This is a genomic window from Nostoc sp. CALU 1950, from assembly GCF_051172895.1.
Classification (GTDB): domain Bacteria; phylum Cyanobacteriota; class Cyanobacteriia; order Cyanobacteriales; family Nostocaceae; genus Nostoc; species Nostoc edaphicum_A.
Genome location: NZ_JBDNJQ010000157.1, coordinates 1 through 20017, shown reverse-complemented (window position 1 = coordinate 20017; position 20017 = coordinate 1). Strand labels below are relative to the sequence as shown.

Here is a 20017-nt window from a genome sequence, read left to right as displayed (position 1 = left end):
CAGAAAAAGCAGCGATCGCACTTTCAATATTCTCGGCTCGTTCTCCTAATATTCTCTCACCATAAGCAGATCCCAGATTATTTTGCGTCGTTGCCCATTTTTCAGGAAAGGCGCTGCGGGTATAAACTTCGAGTGCAGCAGAATAAGCAGCGATCGCACTTTCAATATTCTCGGCTCGTTCTCCTAATATTCTCTCACCGTAAGCATTCCCCAGATTATTTTGCGTCATTGCCCAATCAACAAGAAAGGCGCTGCGGGTTAATACTTCCAGTGCAGCAGAAAAAGCAGTGATCGCACTTTCAATATTCTCGGCTCGTTCTCCTAATATTCTCTCACCATAAGCATTACCCAGATTATTTTGCGTCGTTGCCCAATCAACAGGAAAGGCGCTGCGGGTATAAACTTCGAGTGCAGCAGAATAAGCAGCGATCGCACTTTCAATATTCTCGGCTCGTTCTTCTAATATTCTGTTACGGTAAGCATTACCCAGATTATTTTGCGTCGTTGCCCAATTTTCAGGAAAGGCGGTGCGGGTATATACAGTTAGGGAGATTTCGTAGCCAGCGATCGCAATTTCCATATTGCTGGCTTTGCTACCCAAGGGGAACTGCTGAATCAGATTACTTAATTCACCAATTACTGCGGCGATGGATGTTGCTGCCTCTGGTTCCGCTTCTGGTAGGGTATTTGTTGCCCAATGGCGCAATAATTCAGCAAAAATATTATTGAGTTTATCGGTATTTGCTGCCAGCAATGGGTAAATTACTTGAGCATCGCCGTTGCTGTCTGCTGTTGCTTGCAGTATTTCTATTAAAAATTGCCCGTAAGTGTCTATATCTTCTTGAGTGATGGGGGTAGTTTCTGGGGTAGTGAGATATGTTGCTAAGTTTCTCAACCACTCGGCAGTATTTTCCTCTCCCTGCTGGGCAAAATGCTCTGCTGCTGCTACAACAACCTGTACAAAGTCAGCATCTAGCAATTCTGTATTCGCTGCTAATATTTCTGGTTCTTCCCCGCTAGGGCAATTTAGCAGGGTTTGAATTAGCCGATTATAAGCGTGTAAACGCTGTTCGTTCATGAGCAGGTGTGAGTTAGACGCATCTTGATGAAGCTTCAACAATATTATGCTCAATTTCGGAAAAATTAGACACAAAGTTGACAGTCGCTACAATTTTCTGAATCGAGATTTTGTCATTTTTAATGTAATTGCGATGGCTACAAATGCAACTTGTATCCTCAAAGGATGTTTTAAAAGTCCTCTTGTTGATAGTAAAAGGTTTTAGATCCCCCTAAATCCCCCTTAAAAAGGGGGACTTTAATTCTGGTTCCCCCATTTTTAAGGGGGGTTAGGGGGGATCAACAAGTGAATAAAATCACAACTAATTACTTTTCAAACAACCTTTTAGGCGATCGCATTTGCTGATTTAGCGATCGCATTTGTTGATTGCACTTATTCTCAAACAACAAATCGATATAAAAAATCTAGTTCAAAAGTTTCTCCACTTGTAGCGGTTCTTGCTACTCAACCTGCAATTGCGAATGCGTCAACTAACGGTAACGGCACAACTCCTTTGCTGCAATAATCCACTTTTTCCATAAATCTAGTGCCGTGTCAAGACTAAATTTGTGCATTAAATGTAAGTTGGATTAACGTAAGGAAACTCAACTTACATTTAATCCATCTGAATTTTATAGTAGCGATCGCCATATTCCATACCAAAATATGGAAATGGTATATTACCACAATTTATAAATACAGTAATTTAGTTAGCGATCGCCTTGGACTACAATAACACCCAATATTGTTCGGTTAAAACAAGAGACGCGATGAATTGCCGTCCCGACTTTTGTAGAGACGGCGATTTATCGCGTCTTTGTGATGATTTATCGCATCATCGAGTAATTCGTTTATGGGAGGAAGATCCCGCACTATTGCTAGTGCCTACGCAATAAGAAAGGGAGCAGGAATTAGGGGAAATTCCAGCACCTTTCTCCCCTTCTCCCTGCTCCCCTACCTCTTTGATCTGAATTATCAAAAAGCGTTACAGCTTCGTCCCACACTCAGCGCAAAAGTTGTGAGTAGGCGCATTTTTAGCATTGCAATGACTACAATACACTGGTTCTGCTGCCGCTTTCGGCGCTTGCTTTTGCAAACCGACCATTTGAGCGTTGCTCTTACCAGGAGCTACCATTGGATAGCAGTTTTCGTCTCTGGTGACGTGGGCATTTACAATCACCGGGCCTTTGTGTGCTAGCATTTCGGCGATCGCATCTTTTAATTGACTGCGATCGCTAATTACCATACCCTTAATCCCGTATGCTTTCGCCAACAACTCTACGTCTGGCATCCCTACTTCCATGTTGGAGCATGAGTAACGCTCACCATAGAAGGCTTGCTGCCACTGGCGCACCATCCCTTGCCAACCGTTGTTGATAATTATTGTCTTGACATTTATCCCATACTGTGCAAGTGTTCCTAGTTCCTGTAAACACATTTGGAAACTAGCATCACCGCTAATACAGATGACTTCTTCATCAGGAAACGCTACTTTCGCACCCATTGCCGCAGGTAAGCCAAAACCCATAGTTCCCAAACCAGCGCTAGAAATCCAGCGCCTTGGACCATTTTTCAGGAATTGTGCTGCCCACATTTGATGTTGTCCTACATCTGTGGTGTAGAAAGCTTGTGGCGCTTGGCGACTGACTTCTACAATCACTTCTTGGGGTGAAATGCTGTCGGGATGCTGTGGCACGATTAGAGGATACTCTTCGCGCCAACGGTTAACTAGATTCAACCACTCTTGGTTTTGGTTCGGTGTCGCCTTGACGCCTGTTTCTTTGCATCGACGCAACAAGTCTACTAACACGTTCCGGACATCGCCAACGATAGGCACTTCGGGAATGCGGTTTTTGCCGACTTCTGCGGGATCGATGTCGATGTGAATTACTTTGGCGCGGGAGGCGAATTCGTCTAACTTGCCTGTAACGCGATCGTCAAATCTAGCGCCGACGCAAATCAGCAAGTCGCAATCACTAACGGCGAAGTTAGCGTAAGCAGTGCCGTGCATTCCCAACATTCCCAAAGCTAGGGGATGATGTTCGTCAAATGCACCGATCCCCATTAAGGTTGTGGTGACAGGGATATCGAATAATTCAGCTAGTTGTTTAATTTCTTCATGGGCACCAGCTGCGATCGCACCACCACCGACATACAATAGCGGACGGCGACTTTCAGTAATCAACTGGATCGCGGCATTAATTTGCCGGGGATTACCCTTTACAGTGGGACGATAACCGCGTAACTTTACTGAACCTGGTTTTACAGGTACATAGTCAAATTCTTCTAAAGCGACATCTTTGGGGACATCAATCAAAACAGGCCCCGGACGCCCAGTACTAGCGATATGGAAAGCTTCGGCGACAATTCGCGCCATATCTTTGGGGTCACGCACTACATAAGAGTGCTTGACAATTGGTAGGGTAATCCCGTAGATATCGGTTTCTTGAAACGCATCTGTACCAATGGACGGACGTGCTACCTGTCCCGTGACTACAATCATTGGGATTGAGTCCATGTAGGCGGTGGCGATGCCTGTTACCAAGTTAGTTGCTCCTGGGCCAGAAGTACCAAAGCATACTCCTACTTTCCCTGTGGCACGGGCATAACCGTCAGCGGCGTGGGCTGCGCCTTGTTCGTGTCTCACGAGAATGTGCTTCATAGCACCAGTTGCTTCCACCTTATACAGGTCGTCGTAAATTGGTAGAATTGCTCCACCAGGATAACCAAAAATATAATCAACGCCGTGGCGATGAAGGCTGTCAAGTAGAGCAAAACCGCCAGATGCCCGTTTGGGCAAGGCTGGCGGGCTAGAAGCACGAGACTGTTTGTGATTCTCGGTTTGTGGGAGACTAATTTGGGAAAGCGATCGCACGGTCAAACCTCAGACTATAGCTAAAGTTAATGCTGAATTCTGTAGTTAAGATTTCATTTTAATTGAAAACTTCAATCAAAATCTTATTAATTTTTATATTAAATATAAAGCTAGATTATTAGCCTACATTAATTAAATTACGTTTTGCAAGACTTTGCGGGTATTTTGCCAAGCCCAAACACCGACAACCACGACAATAATACTCATTGCGACAAGCACAGTTCGCAAGCCCAGAACATCAGTTAATGGCCCAGTAATAGCCAGAGGTAAGGCCAGAGCGATGTTGACGGCATGATTTTGAAAGCCAAATACTTTACCGTGCATGGTAGATGGTGTTTGTTGTTGAATTAAAGTCTGCATGGGCACACCAATGAAGGCAGCACCTACACCCAAAAATGCACACAATCCCAGCGCCACCAACAAGTTGTGCGTAAAAGTGAACACTCCTAAAACTAGTGCCATCATCAAAAATCCAATTAAAGGTAGAGGTTTGTGATGCAATTTATCACCCCAGTGACCTAAAATCGCCGCACCAAATACCATACCCACCCCGGCTGCTGCTAAGAAAAAGCCAAACTGTTTTTCTTTAAGGCCAAACTCCTCGGCTAATTGAATTGTCAGCACTGTTAACGCTGCAAACACACAATATAAAGTTGTCAGTTGCAGCATGGCATTCAAGATCAAACGGTTTTTCTTAAGATAGCGCAAGCTCTCAGTGAATTCAGTCCAAGGGTGATTTGATCCTTGGTGTTCTTGGTGGGGTTTGTGTTCTTTAAACTTAATTGGCTGCATGATCACAGCCGATAATAGATATAGTCCACCAACCACAACCTCTTGACCGTATTCTGCTCCCATCAGGCTTTTCGACAAACTCAAAATCGGTTCACCGATAGCAAAGCCAACAATTAAAGCTCCCATCATCGTGCTACTAAACAGCGCATTGGCTGCTAACAAATTCTCTCGCTTCACCAACAAGGGAATAGCAGCTTGTTCCGCTGGTGCAAAAAACTGCGTCACTGAGGAAATGGCAAAAGTTAAAATTAACAGAATTAGGAACTCCCTTGGCAAAAAGGGAAGACACAACGTTAATATTCCCCGCACGACATCTGAGCCAACCATAATCAGCTTTTTTGGCAAGCGGTCAACAAAAATACCACCAGCCGACCCGAACAAAATTGCTGGTATTGTAAAGGACAGCATCAGAGTTGAGTACATTGAGTTTTGTGCCAACCCTGGAAGCGGTGAGTAGTTCTCTAGTAGAGCAATCATCAAAACGAAGAAGACTTTATCTGCTAACTGGGACACCAATTGCCCAATCCACAGGAGCATAAAACCACGGTTTTTTAGCAGTGCGCCAAACCCGTTATTAACAGCAGCCGGTTCAGTTGGAAACATTAGATACTTTGGGTAGATGGGGCATAGAGCATGGGCAATGGGGCATAGGGAATGGAGAATGGGGATAGTTTTTCTTGACTGTCACCTGTAACCTTTTCCCTTCTCACTCCTGACTCCTAACTCCTGTTTACTTACTCCATTGTCCGGATTAATTTGCTTCATACTGCTTTAACAGCATAAGCAAAAACTCTGCTGCTGTCAGACGACCTTTGGGTGGAGAAATTCCAATGGATGAATCTACCCACCAACCTTGTACATTTTGGGGAGATTTCCAAATGGACAAATGATCAACTGCTGGCTCTGCATAAAAGTTATTTTGCCCACAACCTAGCAAAGAAGAACTCCAATGGGTGAAATAATCATGACTCATTCGATGAATAGGGAAATTACCCTGTAGTGGTACTCCCCAGCCATCTATAGCAATAAACCCTTTGACACGACCACCCAAGAGTTGCCACAAATGCGCTGCGCCTATTGCCCCGACTACGCCAGCGCTAAAGCTAATGAAGATGATTGATGATTCTGGAGAGTTGGTCAAGCAATCCCGCAAAAACTGCAAAATGTGCAAGGCTGATAAAACCAAAACATCTTTACCCGGATAAAGCAGTATATTTGCGTAATTTGGTGCGTTAGCATAGCTCACCGCAGGTATCGCACCATGAGAAACTAAATCTAACAATCCGACTCTAAAGCTTTCAGTTAATTCTGGCTCATGAATTCCAGGGCAAATAATTATACTCGTTTGTCTATTCTGAAAATTTGGCATTGTGTAAGATAAATCTTTGTGCCTGAACGTTGGTGGATATATATCGTGTTAGCAGGTTTTAGTATTGTATTAATCACTTAAATCTGCTATCGACGGTCTATTAGCTATTTACCCAATCATCAATAATAAGGATATAAATCAGAACTTACGTCAGTATGTGATCCAATACGGTTCGGTTAAAGGGAAAAGGTTTTGAATACATCCTTTACCCAATACCTGCAACCCCATTCCCCAGACCACAAGGAAGGTGAAAAATGCTTATCCGAATCGTATTGTGATGCGATCCGTTTAAGACTCGTCAAACAGCGTATAGCAGATGATGCATTGGTTCGATTTTCCATGCCCCATTCCCAATGCCCAATGCCCAACGCCCAATGCCCCATTCCCAATGCCCCATTCCCCACGTAAGTCTTGTATGTCTTTTGATGTATTATCTTGATTTACCCACCCATCCTATCCCCCTGGATGGGATAATAAGTTACAAGTAGGGAAAATGTGCAAACTATTCCCTAACTTTATATTTCTCTGCACTCTGGTTATATTGAGGAATTAATTGTGGTTGCCACGCCGGAAAAAGTACAACACACCCACGAGCATCTATCAGGTAAAGACCGTGTAGCCGTACTGCTTATGGGCTACGGCGAAGTCGAAAGCTACGAAGATTTCGCCAACTATAACGAACAGGCATTAAATCTACTGACAGCAAAATTCGCACCAGTACCAACCTGGATTTATCCCCCACTGGCAAAGCTTTTGGCGCTATTTGACCGCCATGAGTGGGGACACACACACCACGATTTTATCTCCCCACACAATGCCATCTTTGAACAGCAGCGAGCTGGGATTGAGAAGAATTTACAAGAAAAATGGGGTGATAATGTCCAAGTTTTCAAAGCTTTTAACTTTTGCGCCCCTTTTCTACCCAATCAAGTCTTGGCAGAAATCAAAAACCAAGGCTTCGACAAACTGCTAATCTACCCACTGTTGGTTGTTGATTCTATCTTTACCAGTGGTATTGCGATCGAGCAAGTTAACAATGCTCTTGTTGAGTTGACTGATGGTGAAGAACACTGGGTTAAAGCACAGCGTTACATTCCTTCTTTCTTCAACGAACCAGCCTACATCGATTTAATGGCTCATCTGGTTGAGGAGAAAATTGCTGAGTTAGCCTCAGCTTATCTACCTTCTCAAATCGGTATTGTGTTAATGAATCACGGTTGTCCCCATAAAGCTAAAGGCTTTACTTCTGGGATTGCTGAAAGTGAAGCAATGTACGATTTGGTTCGAGATAAGTTGATTAACCGCTATCCGTTAATCTCGGTGGGTTGGCTCAATCATGACACACCCCTAATTGATTGGACACAGCCAAATGCAGAGCAAGCCGCAAATAACCTGATCCAATTGGGTGCGAAAGTAGTGATATTTATGCCAATTGGCTTTGCGACAGAAAACCACGAAACTCTATTGGATGTACACCACATCATCCATGCTTTGGAAAAACAGCATCCTGGTACGAACTACGTACAAATGGCTTGCGTCAACGACCATCCAGAATTCTTGGCGATGGCGGCGCAATGGGCTGATGCTCATATTGGAGAGTTGTTGTCAGAGCAAACTTTGGCAGTTAATCCCCAACTAGCGGGGCATCATCACCACCACCACCATCATTAAGTTTTGTAGGGTGGACAAAACTTTGACCACCCTAGACTTATGGTGTAATCATTTGACAATCTCACACTTCAAGGTGTGGGATTTTTTATAGTAGGGGCAGTTCATGAATTGCCCCTACCGCGTGTAGTTTTGCGTAAGTCCTATATGAAATGAATTTATAAACAAAAACGTAATTTTTCTGTCACAATTTACTAAGCGCGATCGCAGATTAATAACGATTCATATCGGCATCTGATATAAATTGTTGGTTCCGTAGAGTAAATACTACTTACGCTGGATCATTGTTCATTATTTGGCTCAAAATTTGTCAACACAACAATAATCTATTGAGTAGCTAGGTGATGCTTTAACAAAGACATTACTGAAGCTGAATTAAACTCTTCTATTTTTACAGTAAATAACGAAGGCCAATCATTAACACAAAAATGCCATACAGCTTTTTCATCAACTCGCTGCTAATAAATGGCTGATTTGCAAACAATGCCCCGAAGAAGTTACCCACGATTAAACCAACTGCAATAATCAGGGCATATTTGATATTAAGATTACCGTTGCGATGGTAAACTAAGGCTGCTAGAATCCCAATTGGCAAAATTTGAGCAGCCACAGAAGTTCCGGTAGCTAACTTCTGATCCAAACCAATTACTAACACCATTGCCGGAATCATAATTGCGCCGCCACCAATACCAAACATCCCGCCAGCGACACCAGAAACTAAACCGATTAACAACAGTTGGATCAAGATATTAGACATAAAAAATCGTTGCTAGATTACAAACTATAAATTAATTTTCTGGGAAAAAATTGATTTTGGTAGCATTCCATGTACACCTTTTTGGGGACTGTTAACAACTTGAGTAATGTGAAAATCCACAGCTAAACTACACAATACATAAGCATCTTCTGGCGACAAATTAGTAAAGCGTTCCAGAAAATCAATCATGTTTTTTAAAGCTAGCTCTAAGGCTTCATCTAAAGTTTGAGCAAAGCCCATTGTGATGATATGAGTTGGAGTTTCGGCAATTGGTGTTGTCAGTTGTAAATCCTTGCGAAGTTTGAGGGTAATTTTACCGTTCATGGAAGTTTCAATGGCGGTAACATTTACCTCACCATCTCCTTGTGCAGAATGCCCATCACCAATAGAAAATAATGCACCTGGTACGAAAATCGGCAAAAATAAACGAGAACCAGCTTGTAATTCCCGATTATCGATATTACCACCGTAAGAACCTGGTGGGATAGAAGTTCGAGAGGTTTCTGGAGTAGCGACACCAAGAATCCCAAAAAACGGTTTGAGAGGAATTTTTATGCCAGTACCCGCCGGAAATTCCGCGATATTGTTTACTAAATCTAGAGGAATGAATCTCAACGCAGGTTGAGAAAACTGATGTGGTAAAGCTCCCCAACTTGTACGAATGGCATTAAACCCTACAGGTAAACGAGGTGCGATCGCATCTAATTGTACTTCTAAAACATCCCCTGGTTCGGCATTGCGTACATAAATTGGCCCTGTGAGTAAATGTGGCCCTCCAGCAATTTTGCGTTCTGGTAAAAGATTTTGGCAGATATCGAGAAATTCTGGTGTGAGAAACTCAGGTGGTGCTTTGTCATAAACGTAGTAACCAGTATAAGTTTCTACATCAATCGTGTCGCCAGAGTCAATAGTGAGTACTGGTTTTAGCAGATGCGAGAAGCCACCTAGATGTACGGTTTCTTTTGAGGCTTTTAAAATGTAATGAGTCATAACTATTTTGTTTACAGAGTTCCGTTACTTTGGTATGCGTCTATAACCATATTGAAAATACCCACACTCTCCATACTCCTTCTTCTTTGCAAATAATCAAAGAGATTGAGGTGTCAGAAGAGATTCGTCAACAAGCACTTGAGTTGATTGATGTGGCGTTTAAGTACTTTACAGACTTGATCAATGAGTTTTTGGTCTATATTAAGACTCATTCTGATCAAGAACCCTTTTTTAAGGTGTACGAACCAGAGCGATCGCTAAAAGCTGTGTAAGCTATCTGCTTAGTTTGCATTTATTCTGTGACGGTAAAAGGGTGAAAATAATTACTAATTCGTAGTTGCAATTTAATTAGGAATTACGAATTAGTAATTATTTGGTCAAAGCCTTCTAGCGTTCCTTCTTTAAGAGGTTGAATCGGTTGTATTGCTCCATTACAATCAGTGGCTCGGCTCATCAAGTTATATTTTCCTGGGGTTGGTGGATAATATTATCAGCTGCTTTCATGTTGACTTCGCTGCATGAGTCAACAAATTCCCGCCCAAAAAATTACTGGATAAATTGTGAGATTGCAAGTGGATTAGGGAAAACTGAACTCAGATTATCCAGTAGCAGCTATTATGGTAGAGAATCGAGTTAATGTTCCCGGCTATGGGATTGGTGAAAGCATCTACACCAGTACTCGCACTCTGGTTTACCGAGGTTGGCGAGAGGCTGATCAAACCCCAGTTGTCATCAAACTCCTGAAAAATGCTTATCCTAGTCTGATTGAGTTGGCTCAATTCAGAAATCAGTACACAATTGCGAAAATCTTAAATGTCTCTGGGGTTGTCCGCATCTATAGTCTGGAGAATTGCCAAAATCGACTTGCCCTGATCCTGGAAGACTTTGGCGGAGTTTCTTTAAAGGAGTACACCGCTTTTAAAAAGAAAGGACTCAGCGAGACAGAAAATCAAGAAAATTCCTCACCCCTTCATCCTGATTTCTTGACTGAGTTTCTCCAGATTGCGATCGCACTAGCCGATATTCTGGGTGATCTCTACCATCACCAAATCATCCACAAGGATATCAAACCAGCCAATATCCTGATTAATCCCACCACCAAGCAAGTCAAACTCATCGACTTTAGCATTGCTTCACTGCTGCCAAGAGTTACCCAACTTTCAACCAGCCCCACTATTCTAGAAGGAACCCTTGCCTATCTCTCCCCTGAACAAACTGGGCGAATGAACCGAGGGATTGATTACCGCACTGACTTCTATTCTCTGGGTGTCACATTCTATGAACTGTTAACGGGGCAATTGCCATTTCAATCTGATGATTTGATGGAATTGGTGCATTGTCATATCGCGAAACAACCTGCTTCTTTGGAGCAATTCAAAATTCCTCAAGCAGTTTCAGATATCGTGATCAAATTGATGGCGAAGAATGCTGAAGACCGCTATCAAAGTGCATTAGGGCTAAAACACGATCTCGAAACCTGTTTGATTCAATTGCAGAAAAGTGGCAATATTGTGCCCTTTGGGCTAGGACAGGGGGACGTTTGCGATCGCTTTGCGATTCCCGAAAAACTCTACGGTCGGGAAGTAGAAGTTGCAATGCTGCTAACAACTTTTGAGCGGGTGCGCCAGGGGAACTCTGAACTAATGCTGGTGGCAGGTTCCTCTGGCATTGGTAAAACAGCAATTGTCAACGAAATTCATAAACCGATCACCCGTCAGCGGGGATACTTTATCAAGGGCAAATTCGATCAATTTAATCGTAATATTCCCTTTTTTGCTTTGGTGCAAGCGTTTCGAGACTTAATGGCACAACTGCTGACAGAGAGTGATGCCCAAATTGAGCAGTGGAAGACCCAAATTTTATCCACATTGGGTGAGAGTGCCCAGGTGATTATTGAGGTGATTCCAGAACTCGAACGGATCATTGGTCAACAGCCCTCTGTCCCAGAATTATCAGGCAGTGCAGTCCAAAGCCGCTTCAATTTGCTGTTTCAGAAATTCATTCAAGTATTCACAACCCAAGACCATCCCCTCGTCATTTTCCTCGATGACTTACAGTGGGCAGACTCGGCTTCATTAAAGCTGATGCATCTGTTGATGAGTGAAGCAAATAACTCTTATTTGCTGGTGATTGGAGCATATCGAGATAACGAGGTTTCGTTTGCACATCCCCTAATGTTGACCATCGAGGAGATGCGGCAAGAGGCAATTACAGTTAGTAGTATTGTCCTTTCTGTGCTTACCCAGACCGACCTGAATCAACTGATTGCAGATACCCTCAAATATTCACCAGAACAAGCCCTAGCGATCGCCAATCTGGTGTATCAACAGACCAAAGGCAATCCATTTTTCACGAACCAGTTTCTCAAATCGCTGCATGAAGATGGATTAATTGCGTTTGCTGCCAAAACAGGCACTTGGCAGTGTAATATTGCTCAAATCAGAGCGCTTTCTTTTAAAGAAGATATTGTGGAGTTTGTGGCGCTGCAACTCCAGAAATTACTACCGCAGACTCAGGATATTCTCAAACTAGCTGCATGTATCGGCAATCAGTTTGATTTAGAAACCCTATCGCTTGTCTATGAAAAATCTCCAGCACAAACCGCAGCGGATTTGTGGCCAGCTCTCAAGGATGGATTAATTTTGCCCAGTGGGGAAGGGTATACATTCTTTCAGGATGAGTCTGTTGTCATGGATGATTTGACAAATGACAACGAATCAATAACTATTACCTACAAATTTCTCCACGATCGCGTTCAACAAGCCGCTTATTCACTAATTCCGGCGAATCAGAAACCAGTAACTCACCTCAAGATTGGTCAATTGCTGTTAAACAATACCCCGGAAACTGAGCAAGAAAAGATCATTTTTGAAATTGTCAACCAACTGAATGTTGGGATAGAACTGATCGTAGCCCAGCCCGATCGCGATCAACTGGTACAACTCAACCTGTTGGCAGGACGGAAAGCTAAGTCTTCCACGGCTTACCGAGTAGCAATTGAGTATTTGACCATCGGGATTAGTTTATTGAAATCCGACTGTTGGCAAAGTCAATATGAGTTGACTTTGGCACTGCACGAATTAGCAACTGATGCTGCTTACCTTTGTGGCGCGTATGAACAGATGGAGCAATTCGCCCAAACCGTGATGCAGCAAACGAAAACTCCACTGGATCAAGTCAGCATTTACGAAACCAAAATCCAGGCGTATACAGCTAAAAATGATGTGCTAGGTGCGATCGCGATCGCCCGTCAGGGAATGAGTCAGTTTGGTGTGGTTTTCCCAGAAACACCCACTTTCCAAGATATTCAGCAAGCCCTTCAGGAAACCGCTACCTTAATTCACGGACGTGACATTGCTTCCTTGGTTAACTTACCAGTGATGACAGCAAAAGACAAGTTAGCAGTCACCCGAATTGTGGCAAACGTTGCTCCCGCCGTTTACATCGCCGATCAAAATCTGTTTCCGCTACTCATATTGTCGCAAGTCAAAGCATCGATTCACTATGGTAATGCTCCCTTTTCTGCCTTTTGTTATGCCTGTTATGGCATTCTCTTGAACGGAATTCTTCAGGATATTGAAACAGCCGATCAAGTTGGCAGCCTTGCTTTGGCACTAACTGACAAATTTAATATTAGCGACATCAAACCCACTGTATTTTATGTTGTCGGTGCTTTCATCACTTATTTAAAGTCTCCACTAAAAAAATCTTTACAGCTCATGCTAGAGGGCTACAAGATTGCCCTAGAAACTGGAAACGTATATTACGTAGGCTTTAATACGAAAGACATCTGTCAGTATTCTTATTTCCTGGGTCAAGAACTGAACTCATTAGAGCAAGACATAAGAGCTTACAGTCATGTTTTAGAAAATTTTAAGCAAGGCACGACCCTCAACTACTGCCGCATCTTCTGGCAAGTAGTTTTGAACTTGCTCGGCAAGGCTGAGAATCCCTGCATTTTAACAGGTGAGGCACTTAACGAAGCAGAATTTGTCACCCAACTGGTTAATGCCAATGAGTTGACTGGGCTTCATTACTTCTGGCTCCACAAATTGATTCTCTGTTATCTGTTTGAAAACCTCTCTGAAGCAGTGGAAACAGCTGCTCAAGCTAGAGAATATCTAGTTGCAGGCATGGGCTATGCCACTGTGCCGATGTTTTATTTCTATGATTCACTGACGGCTTTGGCAGAGTATTCTACGGCTACACCTTCTTGGCGAGAAACATTGCTGGAACGAGTCACAGATAACCAGAGAAAAATGCAGACTTGGGCACACCATACACCCATGAATTATTTGCACAAATTTGAACTGGTAAAAGCTGAAGAATGCCGAGTATTGGGGCAAATGGGGCAAGCAGTGGATCTCTATGATCGCGCGATCGCTGGGGCAAAAGTCAATGGATACATTCAAGAAGTTGCCCTCGCTAATGAACTAGCTGCCCGATTTTACCTGGAATGGAACAAAGAGCCGATCGCTCAAATTTACCTAGCAAATGCCTATTATAGTTACCTCAGCTGGGGAGCGGTAGCCAAAGTCAACCGGTTGTCCCATCAATATCCTCAATTCTTGGCTACGATCCAACAGCCGCAAGAAACTGGTTCTTCAAGCCTCACCCGAACCACGACAACCGGATTGGGACACACTAGTTCTAGTGGGTTTGAAGCCTTAGATTTAGCAACAGTAATGAAAGCCTCTCATGCCCTGGCGGGAGAAATTGAGTTAGAAAAGCTGTTGACAACTCTGATGCAAGTCGTAATCGAAAATGCCGGGGCTGAAAAATCTGTCCTCCTACTGCTTCAAGATAATCATTGGGTGGTTGCGGCTCAAAAAACCAGCAAAGCGATCGTGGAAACGGGTGTTGCAAATCCAATTTCTCAATCAGAGAAGCGATTGGATGAAAACCTTGGGATAAAGAACCTACACTCCCTTCCGCTTTCAGCCAGTCAGGATATTCCCAAAGCGGTTGTGAACTATGTCTCACGTACCTCCGCAACCCTGGTACTAGATGATGCTCGCACAGAAACTACCTTCGCCAACGATCCCTACATCATGCAATGGCAACCCAAAAGCTTGCTATGTACGCCCATTCATAATCGTGGCCAGCTAATTGGTATCCTCTACTTGGAAAACAGTTTGACGACTGGAGCCTTTACCCAAAACCGTCTTGAGATTTTGCGGCTACTCACAGCACAAGCTGCCATCTCGCTGCAAAACGCCATGTTGTATACCAATTTAGCTGTGGCAAAAACCCAACTAGAAGACTACAACCATACCTTAGAAGACAAGGTTCAGCAGAGAACTTTTGAGTTGAATGATAAAAATCAGCATCTCTCGGAAACCTTAGAGAAACTTCAACATACGCAAACTCAATTGATTCAAACTGAAAAAATGTCTTCGTTGGGACAAATGGTTGCAGGTGTTGCTCACGAAATTAACAACCCGATTAACTTTATTTATGGCAACCTCACCTATACCAATGAGTATTGTCAAGATTTACTCCGCTTGGTTGAGCGCTATCAGCACTACTATCCTCAACCGTTCGCTGAGATTCAAGAAGAACTAGAGGCAATAGATTTCAAATTCCTCAAGTCAGACCTACAAAAACTGCTGCAATCAATGAAAGTGGGGGCAGATCGCATCCGCCAAATTGTCCTTTCTCTCCGCAATTTCTCGCGCCTGGATGAGTCTCAAATGAAACCTGTCAATATTCATGAAGGTATCGACAGCACTTTGCTAATTTTACAGCACCGCCTCGAAGGGAAAACACACCGTCCTGCAATTGATGTGATTAAGGAATATGCACAGTTGCCAGAAGTTAACTGCTATGCCAGCCAGATTAATCAGGTGTTTATGAATATTCTCAGCAATGCTATTGATGTATTGGATTCATCATTTGCAACAAATGAACATAATAGCCAAGCAGCAATTCCCACCATCCGAATTCGTACTAAAATGACTGATGCCAATACAGTCACCATTCAAATTGCAGATAATGGGTCTGGGATGTCTGAAGAAGTGAAGCAGCATCTATTTGACCCATTTTTCACAACAAAACCTGTTGGACGAGGAACGGGCTTAGGATTATCGATTAGCTACTCTATTATGGAAAAACATGAGGGACAATTAAGTGTAATATCGGAACAAGGAAAAGGAGCGGAGTTTTTCCTTGATATCCCCTTAAAAAATCTGGTTCCTACCTCTGTAGGTTGACCGCGCCAATTTAGGATTTTGGATAATGGAATTAGTTCTTGGGTTCAATCAAGGCCGCTATGCCTGCTCTCAAATCCAAAAGAACGTGAGTTCGATGAACCTCTCCCTCCCAGCCTCCCTTTCCGTTTCGGAAAGGGAGGAGCAAGGAAAAATTCAGCTTTTTGCTCCCCTCTCCGTGTCGGAGAGGGGCTGGGGGAGAGGTCAAATAAAACTTGTCGAACTCACGTTAAAAGAAGTTCCTTCCGACGCTTTGCGATCGCCAATCTAAAATCCAAAATGGTTTAACTCTATGCTGATTAGTTTTGTTAAAAGCTAGGTCATACCAATTTGAAGAAAGAAAGTTACAGATTCAACCCTGAAATCCCAGATGAAATCCGACACCTCTGAATTACGAATTACGAATTACGAATTACGAATTACGAATTACGAATTACGAATTACGCCTTGCCGTACTAGATGCGATTTAGCTTATTATTATCTCAACAATTTGCTCTCTAACTCCGTGGGGAGTAAATAAAAACAATTTGAGATCGGGAATTTGGAGGGGATTGTAGAGTGGCTGATGATGAATACATAGTTAATACACAACAGATTTATCCAAAGGACTTTTCCTGGGGATTATGGCCTGTTGTGCCACTCTACCCTTACGGTAGACGGCAAACAATTCGTAAAGAGGTGCTTAAGGACACAATCTGGAATTTTGACCAGATTCAGGGCATTTTCTACGTAGTTGTGCCGATTCGTATGACTGTGGTTAAGCTGGAAACTGGGGGTCTTTTGGTCTACGCGCCTGTTGCACCAACCCCAGAGTGCATCCGGCTTGTGAATGAATTGGTGGCAGAACATGGCAATGTTAAGTACATCATCCTACCGACTATCTCTGGTATAGAACACAAAGTTTTCGTCGGCCCCTTCGCCAGATACTTTCCGACTGCACAGGTGTTTGTGGCTCCCCATCAGTGGAGTTTCCCGCTAAATCTCCCTCTTAGTTGGCTTGGCTTACCCCCAAAACGAACTCAAGTACTCCCAGAAGATAGTAGCAAAACCCCCTTTGCTGATGAGTTTGATTACGCGATTCTGGGCCCCATCGACCTTGGCCCTGGTAGGTTTGCGGAAGTTGCTTTTTTCCACAAGCGATCGCATACTCTTTTAGTCACAGATTCTGTACTTTCGATCCCAGAAGATCCACCTGCGATCGTTCTATTAGATCCATATCCTTTGTTATTCCATGCCAAGGATCATGCTTCTGATATTGTTGCAGACATTCAGGAAAATCGCCGTAAGGGTTGGCAGCGCATCTGTTTGTTTGCTTTGTATTTTCAACCAAGGGCACTAGATATACCCCAATGGAGTCAGGTGTTGCAAGATGCCTTGAAAGCACCACAACGCTCAAGAAAAGCTTATTTTGGATTGTATCCCTTTAAATGGCAGTCAGATTGGCAGCGATCGTTTTATGCTCTGCAAGGGAATGGGCGTTTGTTTGTCGCACCAATTTTACAAACGCTAATTCTCAACCGCGCACCAAAAGAAACCATCGACTGGGCTGAAAAAGTCGCTCGTTGGGATTTCCAGTGGATTATTCCCTGCCATTTTGATTCACCGATAAAAGCCGAACCGCATCAGTTTCGTCAAGCTTTCTCTTTTTTGGAAAAGCAGCCTGCTGTCAGTGGGGGTTTGTTTAGTAGTAGCAGCTATCCTTTACCAGAGGAAGATTTTAAAGCACTTAAGGAAATCGATACAGGTTTAAATAAGTTTGGCATTGTGCCAGCACCAAAGGAGAAAGTATAAACAGTAGAAGCCTATGCCAGAGGCAATCCTATGTATCCCGCTTGTTAAAATAAAAAAAACAAGCAACAGGTAAACAGTAGAAGCCTATGCCAAAGGCAATCCTTAACCAAATTCTTAATCAGCTTGAGATCCTAGATCCGAAGGAACTACAGCAGTTGAACCAGGCTATCCAGAGATATCTTGTTGAGCAAGAACAAGTTGCTCAAAAAACAACATTTCATGAAGCACTATTAATTTCTGGGTTAGTAAAACAAATCAAGCAACCAGGTTACAATCAGCAAACTGAACAGCGACTTATTCAGGTACAGGGTAAGCCTGTTTCTGAGACAATCATTGAGGAACGCTGCTAGATGACGGCTTATTATTTAGATAGCAGTGCGCTGGTCAAACGCTACGTCAGTGAGATAGGTTCAGCATGGGTTTTGAGTTTATTTGACCCGCTACTGAAAAATGATGTATTGATTGCTGCCATTACTCCTGTTGAAATTGTTGCTGCAATTACACGGCGATCGCGTGGTGGAAGTATCATTGCTACAGATGCGATCGCAGTATGTAATCAGTTCAAAAGTGATCTCCGCTCTGAATACCAAGTTGTTGAAATCACAGAGAGCATCATCAACTCTGCAATGGTATTAGCTGAAGCATACGGGTTACGAGGCTACGATGCAGTTCAGCTAGGGGCTGGTCGTGCGGTAAACGCCCTCTGCATAGCTAACAGTTTACCTCTGGTGACATTTGTATCTGCTGATTCCGAATTGAATGCAGCCGCAGCAAGTGAAGGTCTACTTGTTGAAAACCCCAATAACTACTCCTAGTGTTTGATTCCCTTAAACCGTTCTTTTGCCGCCTGAAACGCTTCTTGCATCACCAACTGAATTTTTTCGGGATCGGGTTTCTTACCTCCCATTAAATCACCAAAATAAACGCAAGCTGCTTCCCCTAGTGCCCAGGTATAGGCGGCTGCCCAAGAAGCTGCGATCGCACTACCAAAACCTGGTATAAATTTAATTAACTCCCGTGCAATTGCCTGTGCTAAAAAACCACCTGCGATCGCACTCACAACTCCCCCCGCCTGAGATGGCGTAACTGTCTGCCCATATAATTTACCCAAAAGTCCCACCATTGATACTTGCAAAGCAGTGAGTACGGGCATTGTGGCAAATGGCAAAGGTACAGCGGCGAGAGTGGCAGACATAATCGCAAATGGCAAAATATAACGGCGTGCAGCATCTCGATAAAGGTTGCCAATTTGCTTCCCAACTTCTTCTTGATCTAATAGCTGATAAATCGCCTGGGCTTCTGCTTGTGGGAGTAGTTCTGCTAAGGAATCTCGCAGCGCTTCTAAGCCATAAAATACCGGAGTGTAGCCATCTTCTTCTAAGGTAAAGTCAATTAGTACAGAGTGGTCAGTTATTCTTGCAAAGGCTTGTTGCATTGCGGCAAATGCGCGGTTGACTTCCTGATAATCTGGCGGATAAGCGGGATGATCGACAGTATCGGCAGGATAAACCTCATGCAAACAGGTAACTACCAGCAGACAGGGAATATCTGGATACTTCTGGCGTAGTTGTTGAGCAATTTGTCGTAGCGTGTCAGTTGCAAAATCATTGATTTTGACGGTCAAAAGGAGAATTCTGGCGGAACGAGTTTGCTGTTGTAAATCGCTAGCTAATTCCTGAATAATTCCCTGGGTATCTTGTTTAACATCACCCAAACCTACCGTATCAGTAAAAATCAGTAGCGGCAGGTCATTAGAAGGATAGGCATAGCGCTGGGTGTTTTGCGTGTGGGGACGAAATCCCTGACCGATAATTTCGGCAGAAACTCCCGTTAATCCCCGCACAATTGAACTTTTTCCGGCTTGGGGTTTACCAATCAGTAGCGCTTCTGTGGTTGGCAGTTCGGCTCGGATTTTCTCTAAAATCTCTGTAACCTGAGCCTCACTCACACTAAACCATTCAACAACTGTCTGTGCCAGTTGTTCTACGGGTAGAAGTTGCGTTAGACGTGTTGTTGTCTTGTTCCAGACATCACCAATGCGGTTTGTCCAGGAATTATCGACGGACGTGGTAGTTGTTCCATCGGTCGGTTCACTCAATTGCTGAGAATCAGTTAAGGGTGAGTCAGCATCACGTTGCTCAGTCATTTACATCCAAACGGTAGATAGCTGTCATTAATTCAGGACACTTCATGGTGTTTAAGATTGAAATTATTACCTAGAAGACCCTTTTACTCATCTTATAGCGATTCTCAAAGGGATAACCAGTACCGTTAGTAGTGTAATTAAATTGGGCGCAAGCCTGCCGTTAAGCATAGCAAAGAGGGAAGTTTGGCTCCCCCTTCCCTGTCCCTTACCCATATCTTTCTTAACAAACAGACAAAATACTTAAACAGGACTTACGCAAACGGTAGCCGAAAAGAATGATTTTCAGGTAGTAGTAGTCTGTCAAATTCATTTTGCTGGGCTACGAGATCCCCGACTTCTTAAAGAAGTCGGGGATCTGACCAC

13 protein-coding genes and 1 pseudogene are annotated in these 20017 nt (G+C 43.4%); 7 read left to right on the top strand and 7 right to left on the bottom strand.

The genetic code is table 11. The features are described 5' to 3' along the window. The 4 genes and pseudogenes from ABF638_RS30130 to ABF638_RS30115 form a co-directional block, all read right to left on the bottom strand. Positions 1 to 1078, bottom strand: a pseudogene (locus ABF638_RS30130) (CHAT domain-containing protein); the annotation flags it as partial. A gap of 964 nt (positions 1079 to 2042) precedes the next feature. Next, positions 2043 to 3932 carry a biosynthetic-type acetolactate synthase large subunit gene (gene ilvB / locus ABF638_RS30125; protein ID WP_435026537.1) on the bottom strand — a complete coding sequence of 630 codons (1890 nt, stop codon included), beginning with the start codon at positions 3930 to 3932 and terminating at the stop codon, positions 2043 to 2045. Positions 3933 to 4064: 132 nt separating this feature from the next. Next, complete coding sequence (locus tag ABF638_RS30120; protein ID WP_435026536.1) at positions 4065 to 5327, bottom strand: MFS transporter; 1263 nt, start codon at positions 5325 to 5327, stop codon at positions 4065 to 4067. Between the two features lie 148 nt (positions 5328 to 5475). Further along, complete coding sequence (locus ABF638_RS30115; RefSeq protein WP_435026535.1) at positions 5476 to 6093, bottom strand: hypothetical protein; 618 nt, start codon at positions 6091 to 6093, stop codon at positions 5476 to 5478. Between the two features lie 192 nt (positions 6094 to 6285). On the opposite strand from ABF638_RS30115, the gene ABF638_RS30110 reads away from it, so the two are divergent. Together ABF638_RS30110 and ABF638_RS30105 are read left to right on the top strand one after the other, a co-directional pair. Further along, a complete protein-coding gene (locus ABF638_RS30110) occupies positions 6286 to 6501 on the top strand; it encodes a hypothetical protein (RefSeq protein ID WP_435026534.1) in 216 nt (71 codons plus the stop codon). Positions 6502 to 6648: 147 nt separating this feature from the next. Then, a complete protein-coding gene (locus ABF638_RS30105; RefSeq protein WP_435026533.1) occupies positions 6649 to 7764 on the top strand; it encodes a ferrochelatase in 1116 nt (371 codons plus the stop codon). 388 nt (positions 7765 to 8152) lie between these two features. On the opposite strand, the gene ABF638_RS30100 is transcribed toward ABF638_RS30105, so the two are convergent. Beyond that, positions 8153 to 8518, bottom strand: a complete 366-nt coding sequence (locus tag ABF638_RS30100; protein ID WP_435026532.1) for a TSUP family transporter — start codon at positions 8516 to 8518, stop codon at positions 8153 to 8155. A 24-nt stretch (positions 8519 to 8542) separates the two neighbouring features. Continuing rightward, entirely contained in the window at positions 8543 to 9508 is a 966-nt protein-coding gene (locus tag ABF638_RS30095; protein WP_435026531.1) for an acetamidase/formamidase family protein, read from the bottom strand. 110 nt (positions 9509 to 9618) lie between these two features. On the opposite strand from ABF638_RS30095, the gene ABF638_RS30090 reads away from it, so the two are divergent. The 5 genes from ABF638_RS30090 to ABF638_RS30070 all read left to right on the top strand — a co-directional run bounded on the left by ABF638_RS30090 (position 9619) and on the right by ABF638_RS30070 (position 18323). Then, entirely contained in the window at positions 9619 to 9780 is a 162-nt protein-coding gene (locus ABF638_RS30090) for a hypothetical protein (RefSeq protein WP_435026530.1), read from the top strand. A gap of 345 nt (positions 9781 to 10125) precedes the next feature. Beyond that, the gene (locus tag ABF638_RS30085) at positions 10126 to 15720 is read left to right on the top strand and encodes a trifunctional serine/threonine-protein kinase/ATP-binding protein/sensor histidine kinase (protein ID WP_435026529.1); all 5595 of its coding nucleotides are present in this window, start codon (positions 10126 to 10128) and stop codon (positions 15718 to 15720) included. Between the two features lie 555 nt (positions 15721 to 16275). Next, positions 16276 to 17508 carry a DUF4336 domain-containing protein gene (locus ABF638_RS30080; protein WP_435026528.1) on the top strand — a complete coding sequence of 411 codons (1233 nt, stop codon included), beginning with the start codon at positions 16276 to 16278 and terminating at the stop codon, positions 17506 to 17508. A gap of 86 nt (positions 17509 to 17594) precedes the next feature. Continuing rightward, on the top strand, positions 17595 to 17858 hold the full coding sequence (locus tag ABF638_RS30075; RefSeq protein ID WP_435026527.1) for a hypothetical protein: 264 nt from the start codon (positions 17595 to 17597) through the stop codon (positions 17856 to 17858). Beyond that, the gene (locus ABF638_RS30070) at positions 17859 to 18323 is read left to right on the top strand and encodes a type II toxin-antitoxin system VapC family toxin (protein WP_435026526.1); all 465 of its coding nucleotides are present in this window, start codon (positions 17859 to 17861) and stop codon (positions 18321 to 18323) included. Here ABF638_RS30070 and ABF638_RS30065 read toward each other — a convergent pair. Next, entirely contained in the window at positions 18320 to 19654 is a 1335-nt protein-coding gene (locus tag ABF638_RS30065) for a YcjF family protein (RefSeq protein ID WP_435026525.1), read from the bottom strand. The genes ABF638_RS30070 and ABF638_RS30065 overlap by 4 nt on opposite strands. Positions 19655 to 20017: the final 363 nt, after the last annotated feature.

Bases quoted from the DNA above. Each gene is read 5' to 3' on its own strand.
- ABF638_RS30070 (WP_435026526.1), top strand. From the start codon at position 17,859: ATGACGGCTTATTATTTAGATAGCAGTGCGCTGGTCAAACGCTACGTC.
- ABF638_RS30120 (WP_435026536.1), bottom strand. From the start codon at position 5,327: ATGTTTCCAACTGAACCGGCTGCTGTTAATAACGGGTTTGGCGCACTG.
- ABF638_RS30095 (WP_435026531.1), bottom strand. From the start codon at position 9,508: ATGACTCATTACATTTTAAAAGCCTCAAAAGAAACCGTACATCTAGGT.
- ABF638_RS30100 (WP_435026532.1), bottom strand. From the start codon at position 8,518: ATGTCTAATATCTTGATCCAACTGTTGTTAATCGGTTTAGTTTCTGGT.
- ABF638_RS30115 (WP_435026535.1), bottom strand. From the start codon at position 6,093: ATGCCAAATTTTCAGAATAGACAAACGAGTATAATTATTTGCCCTGGA.
- ABF638_RS30065 (WP_435026525.1), bottom strand. From the start codon at position 19,654: ATGACTGAGCAACGTGATGCTGACTCACCCTTAACTGATTCTCAGCAA.
- ABF638_RS30085 (WP_435026529.1), top strand. From the start codon at position 10,126: ATGGTAGAGAATCGAGTTAATGTTCCCGGCTATGGGATTGGTGAAAGC.
- ABF638_RS30075 (WP_435026527.1), top strand. From the start codon at position 17,595: ATGCCAAAGGCAATCCTTAACCAAATTCTTAATCAGCTTGAGATCCTA.